The 19,306-nt window shown below is 67.2% G+C and carries 21 protein-coding genes and 1 pseudogene; 17 read left to right on the top strand and 5 right to left on the bottom strand.

Annotated features, from left to right (window positions below; all coding sequences use genetic code 11):
- Nucleotides 1-90: 90 nt before the first annotated feature.
- From DMB86_RS00750 to DMB86_RS00715, 8 genes and pseudogenes are all read left to right on the top strand, one after another.
- Nucleotides 91-1,239, top strand: coding sequence for an acetoin utilization protein AcuC (locus DMB86_RS00750; protein ID WP_113719236.1), 1,149 nt, complete (start codon nucleotides 91-93; stop codon nucleotides 1,237-1,239).
- 64 nt (nucleotides 1,240-1,303) lie between these two features.
- Entirely contained in the window at nucleotides 1,304-1,927 is a 624-nt protein-coding gene (locus tag DMB86_RS00745; protein ID WP_113716125.1) for an ArsR/SmtB family transcription factor, read from the top strand.
- A 163-nt stretch (nucleotides 1,928-2,090) separates the two neighbouring features.
- Nucleotides 2,091-3,431 (top strand): NADP-specific glutamate dehydrogenase, encoded by a 1,341-nt coding sequence (gene gdhA / locus DMB86_RS00740; RefSeq protein ID WP_113716124.1) that lies wholly within the window; start codon nucleotides 2,091-2,093, stop codon nucleotides 3,429-3,431.
- 211 nt (nucleotides 3,432-3,642) lie between these two features.
- Nucleotides 3,643-4,062, top strand: a pseudogene (locus DMB86_RS00735) (hypothetical protein); the annotation flags it as partial.
- A 133-nt stretch (nucleotides 4,063-4,195) separates the two neighbouring features.
- The gene (locus DMB86_RS00730) at nucleotides 4,196-5,455 is read left to right on the top strand and encodes an NAD(P)/FAD-dependent oxidoreductase (RefSeq protein ID WP_113716123.1); all 1,260 of its coding nucleotides are present in this window, start codon (nucleotides 4,196-4,198) and stop codon (nucleotides 5,453-5,455) included.
- A gap of 342 nt (nucleotides 5,456-5,797) precedes the next feature.
- On the top strand, nucleotides 5,798-6,916 hold the full coding sequence (locus DMB86_RS00725) for a 3-deoxy-7-phosphoheptulonate synthase (protein ID WP_113716122.1): 1,119 nt from the start codon (nucleotides 5,798-5,800) through the stop codon (nucleotides 6,914-6,916).
- A 143-nt stretch (nucleotides 6,917-7,059) separates the two neighbouring features.
- Nucleotides 7,060-7,296 carry a helix-turn-helix domain-containing protein gene (locus DMB86_RS00720; RefSeq protein ID WP_113716121.1) on the top strand — a complete coding sequence of 79 codons (237 nt, stop codon included), beginning with the start codon at nucleotides 7,060-7,062 and terminating at the stop codon, nucleotides 7,294-7,296.
- A gap of 111 nt (nucleotides 7,297-7,407) precedes the next feature.
- Nucleotides 7,408-7,506, top strand: a complete 99-nt coding sequence (locus DMB86_RS00715) for a 30S ribosomal protein bS22 (RefSeq protein ID WP_003792170.1) — start codon at nucleotides 7,408-7,410, stop codon at nucleotides 7,504-7,506.
- A gap of 94 nt (nucleotides 7,507-7,600) precedes the next feature.
- Here the strand turns inward: DMB86_RS00715 and DMB86_RS00710 are convergent, their stop codons facing one another.
- Nucleotides 7,601-8,413 carry an HAD family hydrolase gene (locus DMB86_RS00710; RefSeq protein WP_113716120.1) on the bottom strand — a complete coding sequence of 271 codons (813 nt, stop codon included), beginning with the start codon at nucleotides 8,411-8,413 and terminating at the stop codon, nucleotides 7,601-7,603.
- A gap of 96 nt (nucleotides 8,414-8,509) precedes the next feature.
- Between DMB86_RS00710 and DMB86_RS00705 the strand changes: the two genes are divergently transcribed.
- On the top strand, nucleotides 8,510-8,800 hold the full coding sequence (locus tag DMB86_RS00705) for a glutaredoxin family protein (protein ID WP_113716119.1): 291 nt from the start codon (nucleotides 8,510-8,512) through the stop codon (nucleotides 8,798-8,800).
- Nucleotides 8,801-8,931: 131 nt separating this feature from the next.
- Complete coding sequence (locus DMB86_RS00700) at nucleotides 8,932-9,630, top strand: redox-sensing transcriptional repressor Rex (protein ID WP_227878523.1); 699 nt, start codon at nucleotides 8,932-8,934, stop codon at nucleotides 9,628-9,630.
- Nucleotides 9,631-9,714: 84 nt separating this feature from the next.
- Here DMB86_RS00700 and DMB86_RS20455 read toward each other — a convergent pair whose 3' ends face one another.
- Both DMB86_RS20455 and DMB86_RS00690 read right to left on the bottom strand, forming a co-directional pair.
- Entirely contained in the window at nucleotides 9,715-10,458 is a 744-nt protein-coding gene (locus DMB86_RS20455) for a hypothetical protein (RefSeq protein WP_171814322.1), read from the bottom strand.
- A 221-nt stretch (nucleotides 10,459-10,679) separates the two neighbouring features.
- Nucleotides 10,680-11,237, bottom strand: coding sequence for a YceI family protein (locus tag DMB86_RS00690; RefSeq protein WP_113716117.1), 558 nt, complete (start codon nucleotides 11,235-11,237; stop codon nucleotides 10,680-10,682).
- A gap of 210 nt (nucleotides 11,238-11,447) precedes the next feature.
- On the opposite strand from DMB86_RS00690, the gene DMB86_RS00685 reads away from it, so the two are divergent.
- The 5 genes from DMB86_RS00685 to ccsB all read left to right on the top strand — a co-directional run bounded on the left by DMB86_RS00685 (nucleotide 11,448) and on the right by ccsB (nucleotide 16,397).
- The gene (locus tag DMB86_RS00685) at nucleotides 11,448-12,110 is read left to right on the top strand and encodes a histidine phosphatase family protein (RefSeq protein WP_113716116.1); all 663 of its coding nucleotides are present in this window, start codon (nucleotides 11,448-11,450) and stop codon (nucleotides 12,108-12,110) included.
- Nucleotides 12,111-12,224: 114 nt separating this feature from the next.
- Complete coding sequence (locus DMB86_RS00680; protein WP_227878522.1) at nucleotides 12,225-12,830, top strand: TlpA family protein disulfide reductase; 606 nt, start codon at nucleotides 12,225-12,227, stop codon at nucleotides 12,828-12,830.
- A 47-nt stretch (nucleotides 12,831-12,877) separates the two neighbouring features.
- Nucleotides 12,878-13,594, top strand: coding sequence for a cytochrome c biogenesis CcdA family protein (locus DMB86_RS00675; RefSeq protein ID WP_113719233.1), 717 nt, complete (start codon nucleotides 12,878-12,880; stop codon nucleotides 13,592-13,594).
- Complete coding sequence (gene resB, locus DMB86_RS00670) at nucleotides 13,594-15,297, top strand: cytochrome c biogenesis protein ResB (protein ID WP_113716114.1); 1,704 nt, start codon at nucleotides 13,594-13,596, stop codon at nucleotides 15,295-15,297. The genes DMB86_RS00675 and resB overlap by 1 nt, the downstream gene beginning before the upstream one ends.
- Nucleotides 15,297-16,397: a c-type cytochrome biogenesis protein CcsB gene (gene ccsB / locus DMB86_RS00665; protein WP_113716113.1), complete on the top strand. Its 1,101-nt coding sequence runs from the start codon at nucleotides 15,297-15,299 to the stop codon at nucleotides 16,395-16,397. Before resB ends, ccsB begins: the two co-directional genes overlap by 1 nt.
- Before the next feature lie 157 nt (nucleotides 16,398-16,554).
- On the opposite strand, the gene DMB86_RS20705 is transcribed toward ccsB, so the two are convergent.
- Both DMB86_RS20705 and DMB86_RS00655 read right to left on the bottom strand, forming a co-directional pair.
- Nucleotides 16,555-17,547: a PDDEXK family nuclease gene (locus DMB86_RS20705; protein WP_193926261.1), complete on the bottom strand. Its 993-nt coding sequence runs from the start codon at nucleotides 17,545-17,547 to the stop codon at nucleotides 16,555-16,557.
- A gap of 190 nt (nucleotides 17,548-17,737) precedes the next feature.
- Nucleotides 17,738-18,145 (bottom strand): PLDc N-terminal domain-containing protein, encoded by a 408-nt coding sequence (locus DMB86_RS00655; protein ID WP_113716112.1) that lies wholly within the window; start codon nucleotides 18,143-18,145, stop codon nucleotides 17,738-17,740.
- Between the two features lie 72 nt (nucleotides 18,146-18,217).
- Here DMB86_RS00655 and DMB86_RS00650 point away from each other — a divergent pair, with 72 nt between their 5' ends.
- Nucleotides 18,218-18,547, top strand: coding sequence for a DUF4229 domain-containing protein (locus DMB86_RS00650; protein ID WP_113716111.1), 330 nt, complete (start codon nucleotides 18,218-18,220; stop codon nucleotides 18,545-18,547).
- 82 nt (nucleotides 18,548-18,629) lie between these two features.
- On the top strand, nucleotides 18,630-19,295 hold the full coding sequence (locus DMB86_RS00645; RefSeq protein WP_171814321.1) for a TIGR03085 family metal-binding protein: 666 nt from the start codon (nucleotides 18,630-18,632) through the stop codon (nucleotides 19,293-19,295).
- Nucleotides 19,296-19,306 lie beyond the last annotated feature (11 nt).

Here is a 19,306-nt window from a genome sequence, read left to right as displayed (position 1 = left end):
CATGGTGAGTTCGGTAGCCTGTGATGGATGTCATCCATTGCCAGCACCGGGCCCGCGGCCGTCCCGACAAGCATAGTCTGCGATGCGGCCATGTCTGCGTACAATTTTGGCCCCAACCACCCCATGTCGCCAAAGCGGCTGGCGCTGACGTCCCGGCTGGCCCGTGAGCTGGGAATCCTTGACCTTCCCAACGTCGTCGTGAAAGCCTCCCGCGTGGCGTCCGACGACGAGCTTGCCGCCGTCCACAGCCGCGCCTACATCGCCGCCGTCAGGCGGGTGGGTGGGGATCCTGCGCTCTCCGACCCGGACCGCGGGCTGGGCACCGAGGACGACCCGGCGTTTGCCGGCATGCATGAAGCCAGCGCGCGCCTGGCGGGAGCGTCACTCACGGCGGCCGAGACCCTGATCTCCGGGTCGGCCGTGCGCGCGGTGAACTTTGGCGGCGGGATGCACCATGCGAGCCGGGAGAGGGCCAGCGGCTTTTGCATCTACAACGACGCAGCCCTGGCCGTCGCGCGGCTGCTCGCCTCAGGCGTTTCGAAGGTTGCCTACATTGACATCGACGCCCACCATGGCGACGGGACCCAGAACATTTTCTGGGACGACCCGCGGGTCCTGACCATTTCCCTGCACGAATCCGGGCTGACCCTTTTCCCCGGCACGGGATTCTCCAATGAGATTGGCGGCGCGCAGGCGCAGGGCTCGGCCGTGAACGTCGCCCTGCCGGCCGGCACCTCCGACGGCGGCTGGCTGCGCGCCTTCCACGCGGTGGTGCCCCAGCTGGTGGCGGCCTTCGGCCCGGAGGTCATCGTCAGCCAGCACGGCTGCGACTCGCACCGGGATGATGAGTTGTCCCACTTGAACACCAGCGTGGACGCCCAGCGCGAGGCCGCCCTGTCCATTGCGGCCCTCGCGGACAAGGTGTGCGGGAGCCGCTGGCTGGCCACGGGCGGCGGGGGCTACAACATTGTCAGCGTGGTGCCGCGCGTGTGGTCCCACCTGATGGCCATCGCTGCCGGGCGGCCGGTCCCGTTGCGGACCCCCGTGCCCGAACCCTGGCGTGAGTACGTGCGGGAGCGCCACGGCCAGGTGGCGCCGCTGCTGATGGGCGAGGACGCCGACACCTGGTGGAGGTCGTGGGAAGTGGGCTACAACCCCTCCGACGCCGTGGACAGGGCCGTCATGGCGACGCGGAAGGCTGTGTTTCCCCTGTACGGGCTGGACCCGTGGTTCGACTGATCCCGTTCGCGGACGCGCCTCGGCTGAAGATGCCGTGGCGGGCATATGTCGTTAGGGTAGTGGAATGGTCGTAGAAGCAGTATTCGCAGTCATCGCCGAGGGCACGCGCAGGGACATCCTGGAGGCGCTGGCCACCGAGCACAAGGCAGTGGGCCAACTCGTGGAGGAACTGGGCGTTTCCCAGCCGACGGTGTCCAAGCACCTGCGGGTGCTGCGCGAGGCAGGCGTGGTGACCATGCGCGCCCAAGGCCAGAAGCGCTACTACAGCATCAACACCGAACCCCTCTCCATGGTCTCGGAGTGGCTGCACGGCCTGGGCGCCGGCGCGGCCCCGCTCCCGAGGCCCGCGGCGGCGTCCGAGACGCGGGAGCGTGCGGCTGCCACGCCGGCGCCAGCCGTTGCGCTGGACGCCAAGACGACGGCCGCAGCACCCTCCGCCGTAGCGCCGGCCGCAACACCGGTCAGGGCAGCCGCGACGCCGGCCGCCGCACCCTCCGCCGTAGCGCCGGCCGCAGCAGCGCCCGCGGTGCCCGCGGGGCCACGCCCCGAGGTGACGGCCGCCGTCGTCCTTGCCACGGAGGGCGATCCGTCCGTGCAGCAGCAGATCACCCGCAGCATGGGCCGGGCGGCCAACAAGGCCGCGGACCTGCTCGCGAACCTGCCGGCTTTCCGCCGCCGCAAGGATTGAGGCCTGGGGAGCCGACAAGGCCGCTGAAGCCGCTGTATCAGCATGATCGTGCATGTGGTCTCGAATCCCGGGAATAATTGGCGTTGGCCCGCCGATGACTGGAAAATTGCGATCAAGCATATTTATGCGCCCCAAAGGGCGACCGCCATTTTTTAGGAGACTCATGGATAACCGGCTAGAAGCCATTCGGGAGCAGGTACTGGCCCGCAATCCCGGGGAAAAGGAATTTCACCAGGCCGTCGTCGAGGTGTTCGAAAGTCTCGGCCCGGTACTGGATAAACATCCAGAATTCGTCGATGCGGCCGTGCTGCAGCGCCTGTGCGAGCCTGAGCGCCAGATCATCTTCCGTGTTCCGTGGGTGGACGACGCCGGACGGGTCCAGATCAACCGCGGCTTCCGCGTCGAATTCAATTCGGCCCTCGGCCCGTACAAGGGCGGACTGCGCTTCCACCCTTCGGTGTACCTGGGCATCGTGAAGTTCCTCGGCTTCGAGCAGATCTTCAAGAACGCCCTGACCGGCATGCCGATTGGCGGCGGCAAGGGCGGCTCCGACTTTGACCCCCGCGGCAAGTCCGACGGCGAGGTCATGCGCTTCTGCCAGTCCTTCATGACGGAGCTCTACCGCCACATTGGCGAGTACACCGATGTCCCCGCCGGCGACATCGGTGTGGGCGGCCGCGAGATCGGCTACCTGTTCGGCCAGTACAAGCGCATCACCAACCGCTACGAGTCCGGCGTCCTGACCGGCAAGGGGATCGGCTGGGGCGGCTCCCTGGTCCGGCCCGAGGCAACCGGCTTCGGCACCGTGCTGTTCGCCCAGGAAATGCTCAAGACCCGCGGCACATCCTTTGACGGCCAGCGCGTGGTGGTTTCCGGCTCCGGGAACGTGGCCACCTTCGCCATCGCCAAGGCCCAGCAGTTTGGCGCCAAGGTCGTGGCCTGCTCGGATTCCTCCGGCTACGTCGTGGACGAGAACGGCATCGACGTTCCCCTGCTGCGCCAGATCAAGGAAAAGGAGCGCGGCCGCCTCAAGGAGTACGCGGTGCGCCGCGGCGCCTCCGTCAGCTACGTCGAGGGCGGCTCCGTCTGGGACGTCGACACCGCCGTCGCCCTGCCGTGTGCCACACAGAACGAACTGAACACCGAGGCGGCGGCCCGCCTGGTGAAGAACGGCCTCATCGCCGTCGCGGAGGGCGCCAACATGCCCTCCACGTCCGGCGCCGTTGCCGTGTTCCAGGAGGCCGGCATCCTGTTCGGCCCGGGCAAGGCAGCCAACGCCGGCGGCGTCGCGACTTCGGCCCTGGAAATGCAGCAGAACGCCAGCCGCGACGCGTGGTCCTTTGAGCACACCGAGCAGCGCCTCACGCAGATCATGGTCGGCATCCATGACCGCTGCGCCGAGACGGCCGACACCTACGGCTCCCCGGGAAACTATGTGGTCGGCGCCAACATCGCCGGCTTCGTCAAGGTGGCCGACGCCATGCTGGCGCAGGGCCTGATCTAGGGGTTCAAGCCTTCAGCACCCGGCTGGCCATTTCGGCGCGTCCCCCGCTCAGGGGGACGCGCCGAAAGTGTGTTGGCGGCCAGAGCCGGCGGCCACTATTGTGCGGTCATCCATTTTTGGCAGGTCAATTCTGTGGCCATCCAGCAGGCGGGTCCCGGAATCTTCATCGCCTACGCGGCGGTCGGCGCCGCCATCCTCGGGCTCATGCCCGGAGTACCCGGTGGACGCGATGAAGAAGGCCGTCAAGTCCACCGTGGGGCGCATTCTGATCTTCTACATCGGGTCCAGCGCCGTGGTGGTCGCCCTGCTTCCCACGTTCTCCCGGCGCGGCGTGCCGGCAGCGGCCGTGCTCGCGTCCACGGTGGTCGAATTCATGACCGTTGGCCTGAACTACCTCGCGCCGGAGGTGGCCTTCCTGTTCCTGGTGAACACCTCCGGGGCCATCGCCCTCTTCGTGTGGGACACCCGCGAAGCCCTGCTGATCTCCGCCGGTCTGGCCGCTTTGGTGGTTGCCATTGGCGTTTACCGCTACCGCACGGGCGGCGCCGCACCCGCGCAGGCGCTTACGGAGACACCGGCGGACGGAACCTTGGACACGCCTTCCGCCGACGAGGTGGACTCCCGGGTCTGACCGCCACAAAGTCCGGACCGGGCACCGCAGGTGCGCCGGGGCCGGTGCCCGCTTCCGGCCCCGGCGGCGCTGCGGCTACGCTGGGGATGGTGCCGGCGCCATAGATGCCGGCCGCGTCCTAGGAGAGTGAATCGTGGTCAGTGCAAAGGCGCCTGGACATGTGGTTGTTGTTGGTGCGGGGATCGTCGGATTGTCCGCCGCCTGGTATCTGCAGGAGCAAGGGATCCGCGTCACCGTGTTGGACCGCGGCGGCGTCGCCAGCGGTTCCTCGTGGGGAAATGCGGGCTGGCTGACCCCGGCCCTGACCCTGCCGCTCAGCGAGCCGTCCGTCTTGAGGCACGGGCTCAAGGCCATGCTGGATCCGGCGTCGCCGCTCTACATCCCTTTCTCCGCGGATCCGTCACTGCTGAAGTTCTTGGCCGGCTTCGCCCGCAACTGCACGCCGGGCAAGTGGCGTGCCGCCATGGGCGTCTTTGCCGAGGTGGGCCACACCGGCCTGGACGCCTTTGACGAAATCGCCCAGGCCTCCGGCGCGGGGGCCGAGCCCACGCACCCGGCCGATCCCTTCCTGGCCGGCTTTGCCGCCGTCGCCGACCGTGACGCCCTGGTGAAGGAGTTCGACGTCATCCGCGAAACCGGCGGCAGCGTGGACTACGCGTTGATTTCCGGGGAGCAGCTGCGCGAACTGGAACCCACCCTTGGCGCCGGGGTGGTGGCCGGGATTGAAATCCGGGGCCAGCGGTACATCAATCCTCCTGCGTTCATGGACTCGCTGGCCGGATCCGTCACCGCACGGGGAGCCGCCATCACTGGTGCCTTCAACGTGGTGGACGTGCGCGACACCGGCACCGGAGTGGAAGTCATCGGCTCCGAAGGCCGGTCCCTGACGGCCGACGCCGTGGTCCTCGCCACGGGTGCCTGGCTGGGCGCCCTGGCCCGCAAATTCGGCGTCAAGCGTGTGGTCCAGGCGGGCCGCGGTTACAGCTTCACCGTGGTGCCCGAGGCCATGCCCAGCCACCCCATCTACTTTCCCGCCCAGCGCGTGGCCTGCACCCCGCTGGGGAACCGGCTGCGGGTGGCCGGGATGATGGAGTTCCGCGACGTCGACGCGCCGCTGGACCCGCGTCGCATCGAGGCCATCGTGGCGGCCGCCGCACCCATGTTCACGGGCATCAACTGGGAGGGCCGTGCCGAGGAGTGGGTGGGGGCGCGCCCATGCACCACGGACGGCTTCCCCCTCATCGGGGCCTCGAAATCCCCGCGCGTGCATGTGGCCGGCGGCCACGGCATGTGGGGCATTGCCCTGGGACCGCTGACCGGCAAGATGATTGCCGCCGGCCTCACCGGCACCACGCCGCCAGCCATCATGCGCCACTTCGACCCTCTGCGCTGACCCAAGGCGCTGACGCTCTGCGCTGACCCAAGGCGCTGACGCTCTGCGCTGACCCAAGGGTCTGACCCGCGACGGGCGGAGCCGCGCAACGCGGCCCCGTCCGCCGCCCGCGACACAGGCGGACACAAATTGTGACTGCGGCGGCGAGCGGTCTACAGTGGTGGCATGACAAACCGTTGGTATGCGTATTTTTCGTTGGCTCTGGAGGGGCCCGCGTCTCACTGACACGCATCCAACCTTCCTTCAGAGCCAACAGGACAGAGAAATCATTCTCTGTCCTTCGCCATTTCCAGGCGGGTTTCTGAACAGGGGCCCGCTGCCACCTGAAAAAGGACCAGCCCCGTGAGCACCACAGCAGCAGAATCCACCACCAGCACAGCGAACCTGCGCGTCAGCCGGTTCACGGCCCTTCCGACGCCCGCCGAACTCCAGGCGGAACTTCCGCTGGACGCGCGGGTCGGCGGCGTCGTCGAGCGCGGCCGCGACCAGGTCCGCGCGGTCATGGACGGCGTGGATGACAGGCTCCTGGTGATCGTGGGCCCGTGCTCCATCCACGACCCCGCAGCCGGCCTGGACTACGCCCGCCGGCTGGCAGGGGCCGCGAAGGAGCACGAGGAAGACCTGCTGGTGGTGCTGCGCGCCTACTTTGAAAAGCCGCGCACCACCGTGGGGTGGAAGGGCCTGATCAACGACCCCCTCCTGGACGGCAGCCACGACGTCGCCACGGGCCTGCGGATGGCCCGCGAATTCCTCCGCGACGTGGCCCGGCTTGGCCTGCCCTGCGCCACCGAATTCCTGGAACCCATCAGCCCCCAGTACACGGCCGACCTGATCTCCTGGGGTGCGATCGGGGCACGCACCACCGAGAGCCAGATCCACCGCCAGCTCGCATCCGGTCTGTCCATGCCCGTGGGCTTCAAGAACGGCACGGACGGCGACCTCCAGGTGGCCTTGGACGCCTGCAGCGCGGCCAGTGCGGAGCAGTCGTTCCTGGGAATCGACGGGGACGGCCGCGCCTCCCTGGTCAGCACCGCCGGCAACCCGGATACCCACGTGATCCTGCGCGGCGGCCGCAGGGGACCCAACTACTCCGCGTTCGACGTCGGGGCTGCCGCGGCCAGGGCGGCAGGCGCCGGGATCAACCCGCGCATGATCGTGGACGCCAGCCATGCCAACTCCGGCAAGAGCCACCACCGGCAGGCCGAGGTCGCGTTGGAAATCGGCGCGCAGCTCGAAGAAGGCGCCTCCGCGGCGGCCATCGCCGGCATCATGCTGGAAAGCTTCCTGGTGGCCGGCGCGCAGAAGCTGGACGTGGATGAGGTGGCCGCCGGCACCGCGGATTTGAGGTACGGACAGAGCGTGACGGACGCCTGCATGGAATGGGACGTGACAGTGGACGTGCTGGCGAGGCTGGCCGAGGCGTCGCACGCCCGCCGGACCTGGCCTGGGGCAGCGGCGTAGGCTCCGCCGGGGCCGCAGGCAGGACGGGTTATTACGGACAACAGCTTTCACTTTGGTCCCGCCAGCATCTAGAGTAAGGTGTACAGGTCGCACGGCAGCATCTGCCCGCAACCGATTCACTCGACAATAGGGAAGCTAGGGCCATGGCGCAGGAGCAAAACTTCTCCAATGTGAACTTCCTGACGGTCCAGGAGGTCGCGGAGCTCATGCGCGTGTCGAAGATGACCGTTTACCGCATGGTCCATGCCGGGGAACTGCCGGCCGTCCGCTTTGGCCGCTCCTACCGCGTCCCCCAGAATGCGGTGGAGGCCATCCTGAAGTCGTCCGTGGTGGAGGACAGGGACCAGGGCGGGGCCGCCGGTTCGGCGCATACCGGCTAGAGGCGGTACCCTAGGAAAGATCCATTTTCGGCTTTGACCGATTCCTGCGATCGGTCGACCTAATCGTTTACGGCTCCGTTTGGGGCCAACTATGTAGTTTGTGAGGAATCCATGGGTTCAGTTATCAAGAAGCGCCGCAAGCGGATGGCCAAGAAGAAGCACCGCAAGCTGCTTCGCAAGACCCGCCACCAGCGCCGCAACAAGAAGTAAGACTGCTTGTTCGCAAGCCGCCCGTCCACTCAGGTGGGCGGGCGCACTTGTTTAAAGAAACGGGCGCACATGCCGCCGGCCGGGTCCGTGAAGCCTATTTCCTGCGCATGGACGCGAGGCCCTTCCACAGTCCGTACACCACGCCTGCGCCCGTGGCGGCCTGCAGGCCCAGGGTCGCCGCGCGGCGCCCGGAACGGTAGTCATAGATGGGCCAGTTGTGTTCGCGGGCGTGGCGCCGCAGCTTGGCGTCGGGATTGATGGCCACCGGGTTGCCCACCGTGGTCAGCAGCGGGATGTCGTTGTAGGAGTCGCTGTAGGCCCAGCACCGGGACAGGTCCAGCCCCTGCTGCGCCGCCAGTTCGCGCACCGCGCGGCCCTTGGCCGCCCCGTGCAGGATTTCGCCCACAATGCGCCCCGTGTACAGGCCGCCGTCGACCTCGGCCACCGTGCCCAGGGCGCCGGTCAGGCTCAGCCGCTGGGCAATGACGCCGGCCACTTCGACGGGCGTGGCAGTCACCAGCCACACCTGCCGGCCGGACTTGAGGTGTTCCTGGGTCAGGGCGCGGGTGCCGGGCCAGATCTTGGAGACGATCATCTCGTCATAGACTTCCTCGCCAAGCTGGCGGACAAAGTCGGAGCTGATGCCGGCGGCCAGTTTTTTGGCCGAGTCCTGGATGGAGTGGACGTCGGACATGTTTTCCCCGCGCAGGATGAACTTGGCCTGCTTCCACGCGAAGCCGGCGGCGTCCCGCAGCGTGAAGGCCTTCTTCTGGTACATCTTGCGCGCCACGTGGAACAGGCTGGCGCCCTTCATGAGCGTGTTGTCCACGTCAAAGAATGCGGCCTCGCCGTGGAGTTTCGCAGCGGTCGAGGCGGCCTCGGCACTGTCGGTAGTCACGTCGGGCATGGAACGAGTCTAGTCAATCCGCACAGGTCGTGCCCGCCGGAGCGGATTTGGCGCCGTGCGACGGCGGCAAGGTTTAAACATGCGTACGGTTAAGGGATGGAACCAGCAGCCGGTGCAGCGCCGTCGCTTGAATTGATCACCAAGGCCGAATGCCACCTGTGCGTCGACGCGCGTGCCGTGGTGTCGCGCGTGGCGGAGGACCTGGGCCTGGCCTGGAGCGAACGGCGGATTGACGGCGACGCCGCCCTGACCGCCCGCTATGGCGAAGAAATCCCCGTGGTCCTGGTGGATGGGGTGCCGCGGGACTTTTGGCACATCGACCCCGTCCGGCTGCGCAGCGTTCTGAAGCGGGCGATGGCGGGCCCGGAGGCCCCGGCCCGGCACTGAACCCGCCGGCGGGCCCCGCTTTGGCTAACCCGTGGGCCACGTCCTACAGTGGATCATGGCCGACGGCGGACCGTGGCGACATTTGTTCCCCGCCCGGGTGCGGCCTTTGCCAGAGAATTTGGAGCGTCACCTTGTCCCCAGCCCAGACCCCGGACGAACCGGCCGCGGAAGCGTCCCGGCAACTGCCGGCTGCCACGGTGTCGCGGCTGACCCTGTACCTGCGGACCCTCAACGCGTTGCTCGCCGAGGGCACCGAACGGGTGTCCTCGGAAGCCCTGGCCGAGCAGGCCGGGGTCGGCTCGGCCAATGTCCGCAAGGACCTTTCCTACTTGGGCTCCTACGGAACCCGCGGCGTGGGATACGAGGTGGCCCACCTAAGCCGCAAGATCGCCCAGGCGCTGGGCCTGACCCACGAGTGGCGGGTGGCGATTGTCGGCGCCGGCAACCTGGGCCGCGCGCTGGCCCGTTACGCCGGGTTCGAGTCGCGCGGCTTCGACGTGGTGGCCCTGTTTGACGCCGACCAGATGCTGGTGGGCACGGAGATCGGCTGGCTGCGCGTGACGGACGTGGCGGATCTGGAAAACACCTTGGAGAAGACGCGGGCCAACATGGTGGTCCTGGCGCTTCCGGCCGCCGTGGCCCAGAACGTGTGCGACCGCGTGGTGGGCGCCGGCGTCCACAGCATCCTCAGCTTTGCGCCCGTGGCCCTGTCCGTGCCCGCATTCGTGAACCTCCGGAAGGTGGACATGGCCACCGAACTGCAGATCCTTGCCTACCACGCCCAGCGGCTGCAACACCCCGGGCTTGAAGAGGACCGGCCCGGCGCCTGACATGCCGGCGCCTGACATGCCGGCGCCTGGCATGCCGGCGCCTGGCATGCCAGGGCCGGCGGCCCCGCCCTCAGCAGGTACCCCTCAGTACCCGTGCGGGCCGTGGCCGGGAATGCGCCGGGCGAAATATTCCTTGGCGGGGGAGCGGTACAGGATGATGACCGCCACGATCCCCAGCCCCACCTGGACGATGGTGAAGATGTTCGGCTGCGTCAGCGCCAGCAGCGACACGATGGCCAGCACCAGGGCGGTGGTCCTGGCCCAGCCGGCGCCCCTGCGGATTTTGACGGCCAGCCAAAAGTAGACGACGGCGGCAATCAGGCTCAGGACCGTGGCGGCGACAAGGAGCCCGGTGATCGCGGCCTGGTCCGCCAGCACGGAGTCATAGGACGGGTCGCTGGGCAGGGCCGACTTCAGCGCGTCGATCAGTGTGGTCCGCGCAGCCGGCAGGAACAGCACCAACAGCAGCAGCACGCCGGAAAGTGCCTGCAGCGTGCCGGCGGCCATGACCAGCCTGCTGGCGACGGCGACCGGCCGGGGTGCGGCCAGGTGCTGCCCCGGCGGGACGGGTCCGGCGCCGCGGTGGGGCAGGCCGGTTCCGTTGTAGCCGGGCCCGCCATAGCCGGGATATGCGGCGGCGGGTGGAAGGCCTTGGGAGGTCCCGTCGTCGTGCCCAGGCTTGTTTGGGGCGTCCGCGGACGACGGCGGCACCCAACCTTCCGGTGCGTACTGGCCGTAGCGCGGCACGCCTGGGGCGACCTCCCCGTAGTGGCCGGGCCGGAGACCAGGAGTGGGCCGCTCTTGAGGTGTTTCGTCAGGAGTGGTCATGGGAGTGGTCCCTTTCATGGAGGCCGGCAGCAGGTGAAAAAAGCCGCACGGGTGTGTATTTAACACTACGCGACCTGCCGGCCTGCAACTACCCGGCCGGCGCCCCGGAAGGATGCCGGGTTGGGGGCCGTGGACGTGGCGGCCGGCCGGGCGGGGCGGAAAACCGGAAGCGCCGGCCCGCCACGGGGCGGACCGGCGCTTCCGGGGGTTTCAGCGGCTGCTTACGCAGCCTTCACGAAGGCGACGTCAAGGGTGATGGTGACCTTGTCGGAGACCAGCACGCCGCCGGCTTCCAGCGCCGCGTTCCAGGTCAGGCCGAATTCCTTGCGGCTGATGACGGTCTTGGCTTCGAAGCCCGCGCGGGTGGCGCCGAACGGGTCCACGGCCACGCCGTTGAACTCGCCCTTGAAGGTGACGGCCTTGGAGATGCCGCGGATGGTCAGCTCGCCGGTCAGTTCGAAGTCGCCCTCGTCGCCGGAGACGCTGGTGGTGGCGAAGGACAGGGTCGGGTAGGTCTCGACGTCGAAGAAGTCGGCACCCTTGACGTGGCCGTCGCGGTTGGCGTCTCCGGAGTCGAAGCTGGCGGCCTGGATCGTGGCCGTGACCGCGGAGTCGGCCAGGGTTGCCCCGAGCGTCAGGCTGGCCTCGACGTCGGTGAACTTGCCGCGCACCTTGGAGATGCCGGCGTGGCGGACACTGAAGCCGACTTCACTGTGTGCGGCGTCAAAGTTCCAGGTGCCCTGGCTCAGGCCTACGGTTTCAACGGTGGTTGCAGTCATGGTTTGCTCCTTGTAAGAAAACTGGTTGTCTACGGGTGTCAGGACCCGCTGAGCGGATCCTTCACGGGGTATAAGTATGCGTTTGCATCTAATATTCCCGGCGTTGGAAAATTCCCAAGTTTTTTGGACCGGACTCCTGCCACGGTGTCGGCTGAGTCTGGGAATTCCCTGATTAACCTCAATCCTTGTAACTTTGAGAAACTTGGACACATGCCCCGAGTCATTGTTCATCTTCTGCGCCATGGCGAGGTATTTAACCCCGACGGCGTCCTGTACGGCCGGCTTCCCGAATTTCACCTCTCCGAACGCGGACGTGCCATGGCGGAGATGGTTGCGGCGCATTTCAAGGCCCTGGCGGACGGAGGTGCCGCCCCCGTGCATCTGGTGGCTTCGCCCCTGACCCGCGCCCAGGAGACCGCCCAGCCCACCGGCTCCGCACTGGGCCTGGAGATTGTCACGGACCCGCGCATCATCGAGGCGGAGAACCACTTTGAGGGCATGAAGGTCACCAAGGCCGAGCTGCTCAAGCCGGCGCACTGGCGCTACTTCTTCAACCCCCTGCGGCCGTCCTGGGGCGAGCCCTACGCGGCCCAGGCGGAACGCATGCTGGCAGCGGCACGGGATGCCCGGCGTCGTGCCTGGGAATTGGGCGGGGAAGGGGCGCAGGCCATCATGGTCAGCCACCAGCTGCCCATCTGGGCCACGCGGCGCAGCGCCGAGGGACGGCACCTGTGGCACGACCCCCGCAACCGCGAATGCACCTTGGCCTCGCTCACCTCCCTCACCTTTGACGGCGACGACGTGGTGGGCGTGTCCTACAGCGAACCCGCTGCCGCCCTTTTGCCCGGCGCCGCAACCACCCCGGGAGCCTGACTGTGCTGCCCGGGCTAGGCCAAAGGGACCATTTCGACGTAATGTAGAAATTCCGATGGATAAAACCAGCCGTGCCACGACATGGGACATCATGCAAGATGAAAGAAAACTAGAGTGACTTCCTCGATGAGCCGCCGTTCATTGTTCGCCGCCACCGGCGCCCTGCTGGCCGTTGGCCTCGCCGCGTGCACGGCCAAGGACCCCCTCGCGAGCCAGGCCGCGGCGGGGGACAACAAGGGCTACATCGCGGGCGACGGCTCCGTCACCGAGTATGCGCTGGCAAAACGCTCCGATCCCGTGGAATTTTCCGGCAAGCTCTTCGACGGCAGCACCGTCAGCGCCGCCAAGCTGCGCGGCAAGGTCACGGTGCTGAACTTTTGGTACGCGGCCTGCTCGCCGTGCCGGCTGGAAGCACCTGACCTGCAGTCGCTCCACACCGAGTTTGAGCCCCAGGGCGTGGACTTTCTGGGCGTGAACATCCGCGACGAGGTGGCGACCGCCGAGGCGTTCGAGCGCACGTTCAAGCTGACCTATCCGAGCATCATGGACAAGGACGGCGGCGTGCTGCTTTCCCTGTCCCAGCGCAAGTTCGTGCCGCCGGACTCGGTCCCCACCACGCTCGTGCTGGATAAGCAGGGGCGCGTGTCCGCGCGTATTTTGGGCACCGCGGACAAGAGCACGCTCAAGGCACTCATCACCTCAGCACTGGCCGAGAAGTAGGGGCGTTGACCAACAACCCGTTTGCGGAGATCATCAACAGCGGCTCCATGCTGCTGGCGATACCCGTTGCCCTGCTGGCCGGGCTGGTCTCCTTCCTTTCCCCGTGCGTGCTGCCCCTGGTGCCCGGCTACCTGGGCTACGTCAGCGGCCTGACCGGCGTCGACCTGGAAAAGCAGCGGCGCGGGCGCATGCTGCTGGGCATCGGCTTGTTTGTCCTTGGGTTTTCCGCGGTCTTTGTCCTGATCGGGGCCGTGTTCGGCCAGCTGGGGGCCTGGCTGCGGACCCCCGGCGCCGGGTGGGTGACCCAGGTCCTGGGAGTGGTGGTCATCCTGCTCGGCGTGGTGTTCCTCGGCGGCATGAACTGGTTCCAGCGTGAGGCCAAGATCCACGCGAAACCGCCTGCGGGGCTGTGGGGCGCCCCCGTGCTGGGGGTCACGTTCGGGCTGGGGTGGGCGCCGTGCATCGGGCCCACGCTCAGCGCGGTGCTGGCCCTGTCATACTTTGACGGAACCACCGCGGCCAAGGGTGCGTTCCTGACGTTTGTCTACTGCCTGGGCCTCGGGGTCCCGTTCCTGTTGATCGCCCTGGGCGTGCGGCGGGGACTGGGTGCCCTGGCGTTTTTCCGCTCCCACCGCCGGGGCCTGCAACGGTTTGGCGGCGGCATGCTGATTGTCCTGGGGCTGTTGATGGTCACCGGGCTCTGGGGCGCGTGGATCAACCAACTGCAGAACTGGTTCGCCGGTGAAGTGAGATTGCCAATTTGATGAGGGAAAATTCGGTGCGAGAAGTGCAAAGCAAGAAGCCTGCCAAGGACAACGTTGAGCTTCCCCGGCTGGGCTTTCTGGGCATGCTCCGGTGGGCCTGGCGGCAGCTGACCAGCATGCGGACGGCCCTGTTCCTGCTGCTGCTGCTTGCCGTGGCGGCCGTTCCCGGTTCCCTGTTTCCGCAGCGGGGCTCCAACCCCTCCACCGTCACGCAGTACCTGTCGGACCACCCGACCTCCGGGCCAATCCTGGACTGGTTCAAACTGTTTGACGTCTACTCCTCGCCCTGGTTTGCGGCCATTTACCTGCTGCTCTTCACCTCACTGGTGGGATGTGTGCTGCCCCGCGCCAAAATCCACTGGAAGGCGATGCGGTCGGCACCGCCGCGCACGCCCGTACGGCTGTCCCGGCTGGCCGAATACGGCACCGTGGAAATCCCTGCCGGCAGCGGCATTGGCGCCGAACAGGCCGTCAAGGACGCCGCCGCGGTCCTCAAGGGCCGCCGCTACCGCGTGGACGTGCGGGACCTCGGCACGGAGCGGCCATCGGTGGGGGCCGAAATCGGATTCCTGAAGGAAGTGGGAAACCTGGTCTTCCACGTCTCCGTCCTGGGCGTCCTCGCCGCCGTCGCCTACAGCGGCCTGGCCGGGTACAGCGGCCAGCGCGTGGTGGTGGAAGGCGAAACGTTCGTGAACACCTTGGTGGGTTATGACACGTTCACCCCTGGCGCGTACTTCAACAGCGACCGTCTCAGCCCGTACTCGGTGAAGCTGGACAAGCTGGCGGTCACCTACGACAGGGAATCCCCGGGCCACTACGGCCAGCCGATCGATTTCAAGGCCACCATGACCACCAAGGACGGCGCCGATGCGCCCGCCAAGCAGCAGGTCCTGAAGGTCAATGACCCCCTGTCCATCGGCGGCACGAACGTCTACCTGGTCGGAAACGGCTACGCGCCCGTGGTGACCGTCAAGGACGGCAAGGGCAACGTCGCCTTCCAGGGACCTGTCGTCACCATCCCCACCGACGGCGCCTACACCTCCCTCATGGTCATCAAGGTCCCTGACGCCAAGCCCCACCAGCTCGGGTTTGTCGGCTTCTTCCTGCCCACCGCCCTCGTGGACAACAAGGGGGTGGCCTTCGGTTCCGACCCCGACCCCTTCAACCCGCAGCTGAACCTCAACGCCTACACCGGGGACCTGGGCCTGGACAACGGCATCCCCCGCAATGTCTACACCCTGGACACCTCCAAGATGAAGCAGATCAACGGCCGCGACCTCAAGGCCGGCGGCATTGTTCTTGCCCCCGGCCAGACGTACAAGCTGCCGCAGGGCAACGGCACCATCAGCTTTGACGGAATCAAGCGCTTTGCGGCCTTGGACATCCGTCATGATCCGGGCCAGGTGTACGTCCTGGTGTTTGCCGTCCTGGCGCTGTCCGGGCTCATGGCATCGCTGTTCCTGAACCGCCGCCGCGTCTGGGTCCGCACCGGCAACCACCCCGACGGGCGGACCATGGTCGAGTTTGGCCTGCTGGCCCGTGGCGAGGACCACCGCCTGGCCGGGGAAGCGGCGGCGATCAACAAGGCGCTCCACGCCAAATGGCTGGTGCCGACCGGCCCGCAGGGGCAAGATGGTAACCGGACACCCGCCAACCAAAACGACACCGAAACCGGCGTCACCGTGTCGAGTAAGGACCAGTAATGCCAACTATCAATGAAGGCTTCGCGCTGCTCAGCGAGCAGTTCATGCTCATGGCCGGCCTGGCCTACGCCGTTGCGTTTTGCGCCTACGCCTGGGACCTGGTGACGTACAGCAAGACTGTCCGCCGGGGCCTGGCCGTCGAGTCCGCCGGCGCCACGGCGTCAGCAGGCGTCGCAGCCGCCGAAACCAACCGGCTCGTGGGCGTCGGCGCTTCCGGAGCCATCGGCCAGGACCTTGGCGCCGGGCCGCTGGACCGCGGGGTCCGCCCGAGCAGCAAGACCCACGACGGCTCTGACGGCATCACCGCCGGCGACTCGATGCGTTACGGCAAGGTCAAGCGCCGCGCGGCCAGGGTCGCCGTGGCAATCACCGTCGTGGCCGCCGTCGTGCACGGCCTGGCGGTGCTGTTCCGCGGGCTGGCGGCAGGGCGGGTGCCGTGGGGCAACATGTACGAGTTCTGCACCACGGGCGGCTTCACGGTGGCACTGATCTTCCTGCTGGTGCTGACCCGCCGCGACCTGCGCTTCCTGGGCACGTTCGTCATTGGCCTGGTTCTGCTGATGATCACGGCGGCGTCGGTGTCGTTCTGGACGCCGGCGGGGCACCTGGTGCCGGCGCTGCAGAGCTACTGGCTCGTCATCCACGTTTCCATCGCCGTGATGTCTTCCTCGCTGTTCACGCTGACGTTTGCGATGTCCGTGCTGCAACTGCTGCAATCGCGCCGCGAGTCATCGATAGCCTCCGGGAAGCCGGACAGGGCCCTGGTCATGCGCCTGGTCCCGAACTCGCTGAGCCTGGAGAACATGGCCTACCGCATCAACGCCATCGCGTTTGTGGGCTGGACCCTGACGCTGATGTTCGGCTCCATCTGGGCAGAAAAGGCCTGGGGCCGCTTCTGGGGCTGGGACACAAAGGAAGTTTGGACGTTCGTGATCTGGGTGGTCTACGCCGGCTACCTGCATGCCCGCGCCACGCGTGGCTGGACGGGAACGCGCGCTGCGTGGCTGTCCATTGTGGGCTACCTGTGCGTGGTCTTCAACTTCACCATCGTCAACGTGTACTTCTCCGGCCTGCACTCGTACGCGGGCGTGAGCAGCTAACCTTCCGGTCCCGCCGAGAGTACAGCTTTGGCGGCTGGGCAGCCGCCCAGACCGCCACAGCTGTACGCTCGGCGGTTCAGCGCTTTGTGGAAGCCGCCAAAGCTGCACGGTGGTGGTTTTTGCACGCCGACGGAGCCGTCATGGCCGCCCCCGAAGCTCAAGCAACGTCCTTGCGGCTGCCCAGGCGGCCTTGCAGCGATGCGCCGGCCAGATTGAGCGGGTCCGCCCAGCCGCCCTGCACCAACATCCGGGCGACCTTGGTCACGGCCACCCGCCCTCCGTCGCGCATGTCTTCCTTGTTGATCAGCACCTGGTTCCAGCCCAGCGATTTCGTGACGAAGTCCCGGTCGTGGTCCTTGCCCTGCTGTTCGGGCGTGAAATGATGGTCGCCGTCATACTCAACGCACGTCCTGTACTCGTCACAGGTGAGGTCGGGGGAGACCAACGGGTTCCCGGCGGCGTCGCGGAGTTCGCAGTTGGGCTCGAATACGGGCAGGCCGGCCCGCACCATGAGCAGTCGCAGCCTGGTTTCCGGCGGCGAGTCGGCACCCACCCTGACCAGGTCCATTGCACAGCGGACCCGGCGGATGCAGCGAACGCCGGAATGCCCGTCGATGTACGCGTTCAGTCCGTCAAGTCCCAACATGGCGATTTTTGGCGGACCGTAGCTGCGCGTGTGTTCGCATACGAGCTGGTCGCCAATGATCACCAACTCGTCAAGGGATAACAGGGACGCAAGGTCGAGGAAGGTGCGCCGTACGGAGGTGACGGGCACACCGCCCGCTGCTTCGACGTCGTCGTCCGCGAGATCCAGCCGATGGAATTTGACCCGACGACGGCGCGGCACACCGGCTCCCGCTGGCCGGGCCAGGTGCAGGAAGTGGTCATCCACGCATCGTTGCGGCAGGTACAGGCCGTGGATTTTGGCGGCGGTGAGGTGGCTGACCACGCTGGAATCCGTGGCTTCCGTGTAGGGACGGCAGGCATTCAGTAAGTCAAAATCCGCACCCTTGGGTACTCGGATGCCGCGGCTGGGCGTCCACAGGTCGGAGGCCCGCGTCCGCGAGCGGAAGATTCCTGACGAGCGGGCCTGCTCCAGGGTGAAGGGACGCGTGGCGAGATGCAAAGGCAGCGGCGTGGGCTCGGTCATGTTGGGGCGGCGAGCCGGGCGGCCCGGAGCGGCGAGAGTACATTTCTGGCGGCCCGCCCAGTGGTTCAGATCGGCCACCGTACGGATACGGTGGGTTCGGCGCTCGCGGGGTCGCCCTATGCGTACTCTCGGCGATTTTTTCTGCACCGACGTCGCCGGAGCTGTAATCTCGGCGGCGCAGAATGAACGGCTAGTGTTGGGTTTCATCCTTCGGGTGCTGCTCGCGCAGCTTGGCCTCGCGGGCGTCAAGTTCAGCCTTGAGCCTGCGCAGGCGTTCCGCTTCCGCCTTGTGGGCACGGGACACCTCGAGGTTCCGCAGAAAGTCGGGGTCGTCGTCCGGGGCCCTGAACTGGCTGGCGCGGCCGGAGAAGGATGGGCCGCGCGGGGCGGAAGCGGGCCCGGCCTGGTTGCCGGCCTCGGCGTACCGGGGACGGCCCAGGAAAAACCAGAGCAGGACGCCCACGAGGGGCAGCAGCAGGATCACTATGATCCAGGCGGGCTTGGGCAGGCTCCGGACATCGGCGGACTCGCTGCGTATGCAGTCTATGAGCCCGTAGATGAAAAGAACCACACCGAAGATCACTGGGATATAGCGCATGCCTTATTCTATCGTTGACGGACAAATTGGTCTCCGGGGCATCGTTCAGGATCAGCGGCTAAACTGGGGCGCGTGGCATTCTTCAAATACTCCTTGATCCGCGGTCTGCTTTTTCTGGCATTCTTCCTGCTCGCCTACCTGGCCCTGCAATTGAGCCCGCTGGCTTCAGCCCTGGCCGCGGCGTTGTGCGCATTCGTGGTCAGTTTTTTCCTCCTGCGCAAGCAGCGCGACGGCGCCACGGCCGTCATTGCTGACAGGTTCGCCCCGAACGCCGACACCACGCAGTCCGTCAGCGCGGTCGCCGACGCCGATGCCGAGGACGCCCTCATCGACGCCAACCCTGACGTCTGGGTCGATGCGGACCGTGTCACCAGAAAGCCGCACACGCAGCCCGGGACCTGAGCGACCGCGCGGCGGGCCTCCGCGTCACTGGCGGGGCTTCCCACCACACGCTTCCCACCACGTTGCAGGAAAGGACACTCCCATGCGCTGGATGGACCAAGAACGGTTCGCACTTGTGGAAACGTTCCGGGCCGCGGACCCGGGTGCCGCGACCCTGTGCGAAGGATGGAATGTCCGCCGCCTGCTGGCTCACCTGGTGATGCGTGAACACGCGCCATGGAAGCAGATGCTCGACGCCGTGGCACGGCCGGAGCCTGGCCAGGAAAAGCGGCTTGGCCACGTCGTGGCGGCAGCCGAAACCGATGCAGGCTACGACCAGCTGCTGGCCCGGTTCGCCGCCGGCACGGGCGCGGCCAACCCGATGACATGGCTGGGTGACTCCGCCCAGCTCGTGGAATACGTGATCCACCACGAGGACGTCCGCCGGGGCGGCGGCAACAACGTGCCCAGGTCCCTGCCGGCGGGACAGCTCGAAGCGCTGTGGGCAAAGCTGCCCCTGATGGCGAGGATGACGTACCGGCGATGCCCCGTCGCAGTCACGATCGCCACCAAAAACCATCCCGCCGTCCCCATGCACAAGGGAGCCGTGCGCAGGGGGGCCACTGGGCCGGGCATGGTGCTGGTGGCCGGGGACCCGGTGGAAGTGGCGCTGTACATTTCCGGTCGGCAGCGCGCTGCAAACGTCGACGTGACAGGCAGTGAAGTGGCCCTGGCCGCATTCCACGAATGGTCCGCGCGGGCCAAGTAGCCGCCACAGGC

This window comes from Arthrobacter dokdonellae (assembly GCF_003268655.1).
Lineage (GTDB): Bacteria > Actinomycetota > Actinomycetes > Actinomycetales > Micrococcaceae > Specibacter > Specibacter dokdonellae.
Note: the sequence above shows the minus strand (reverse complement) of the source record. Positions and strands in the feature narration are given on the sequence as shown.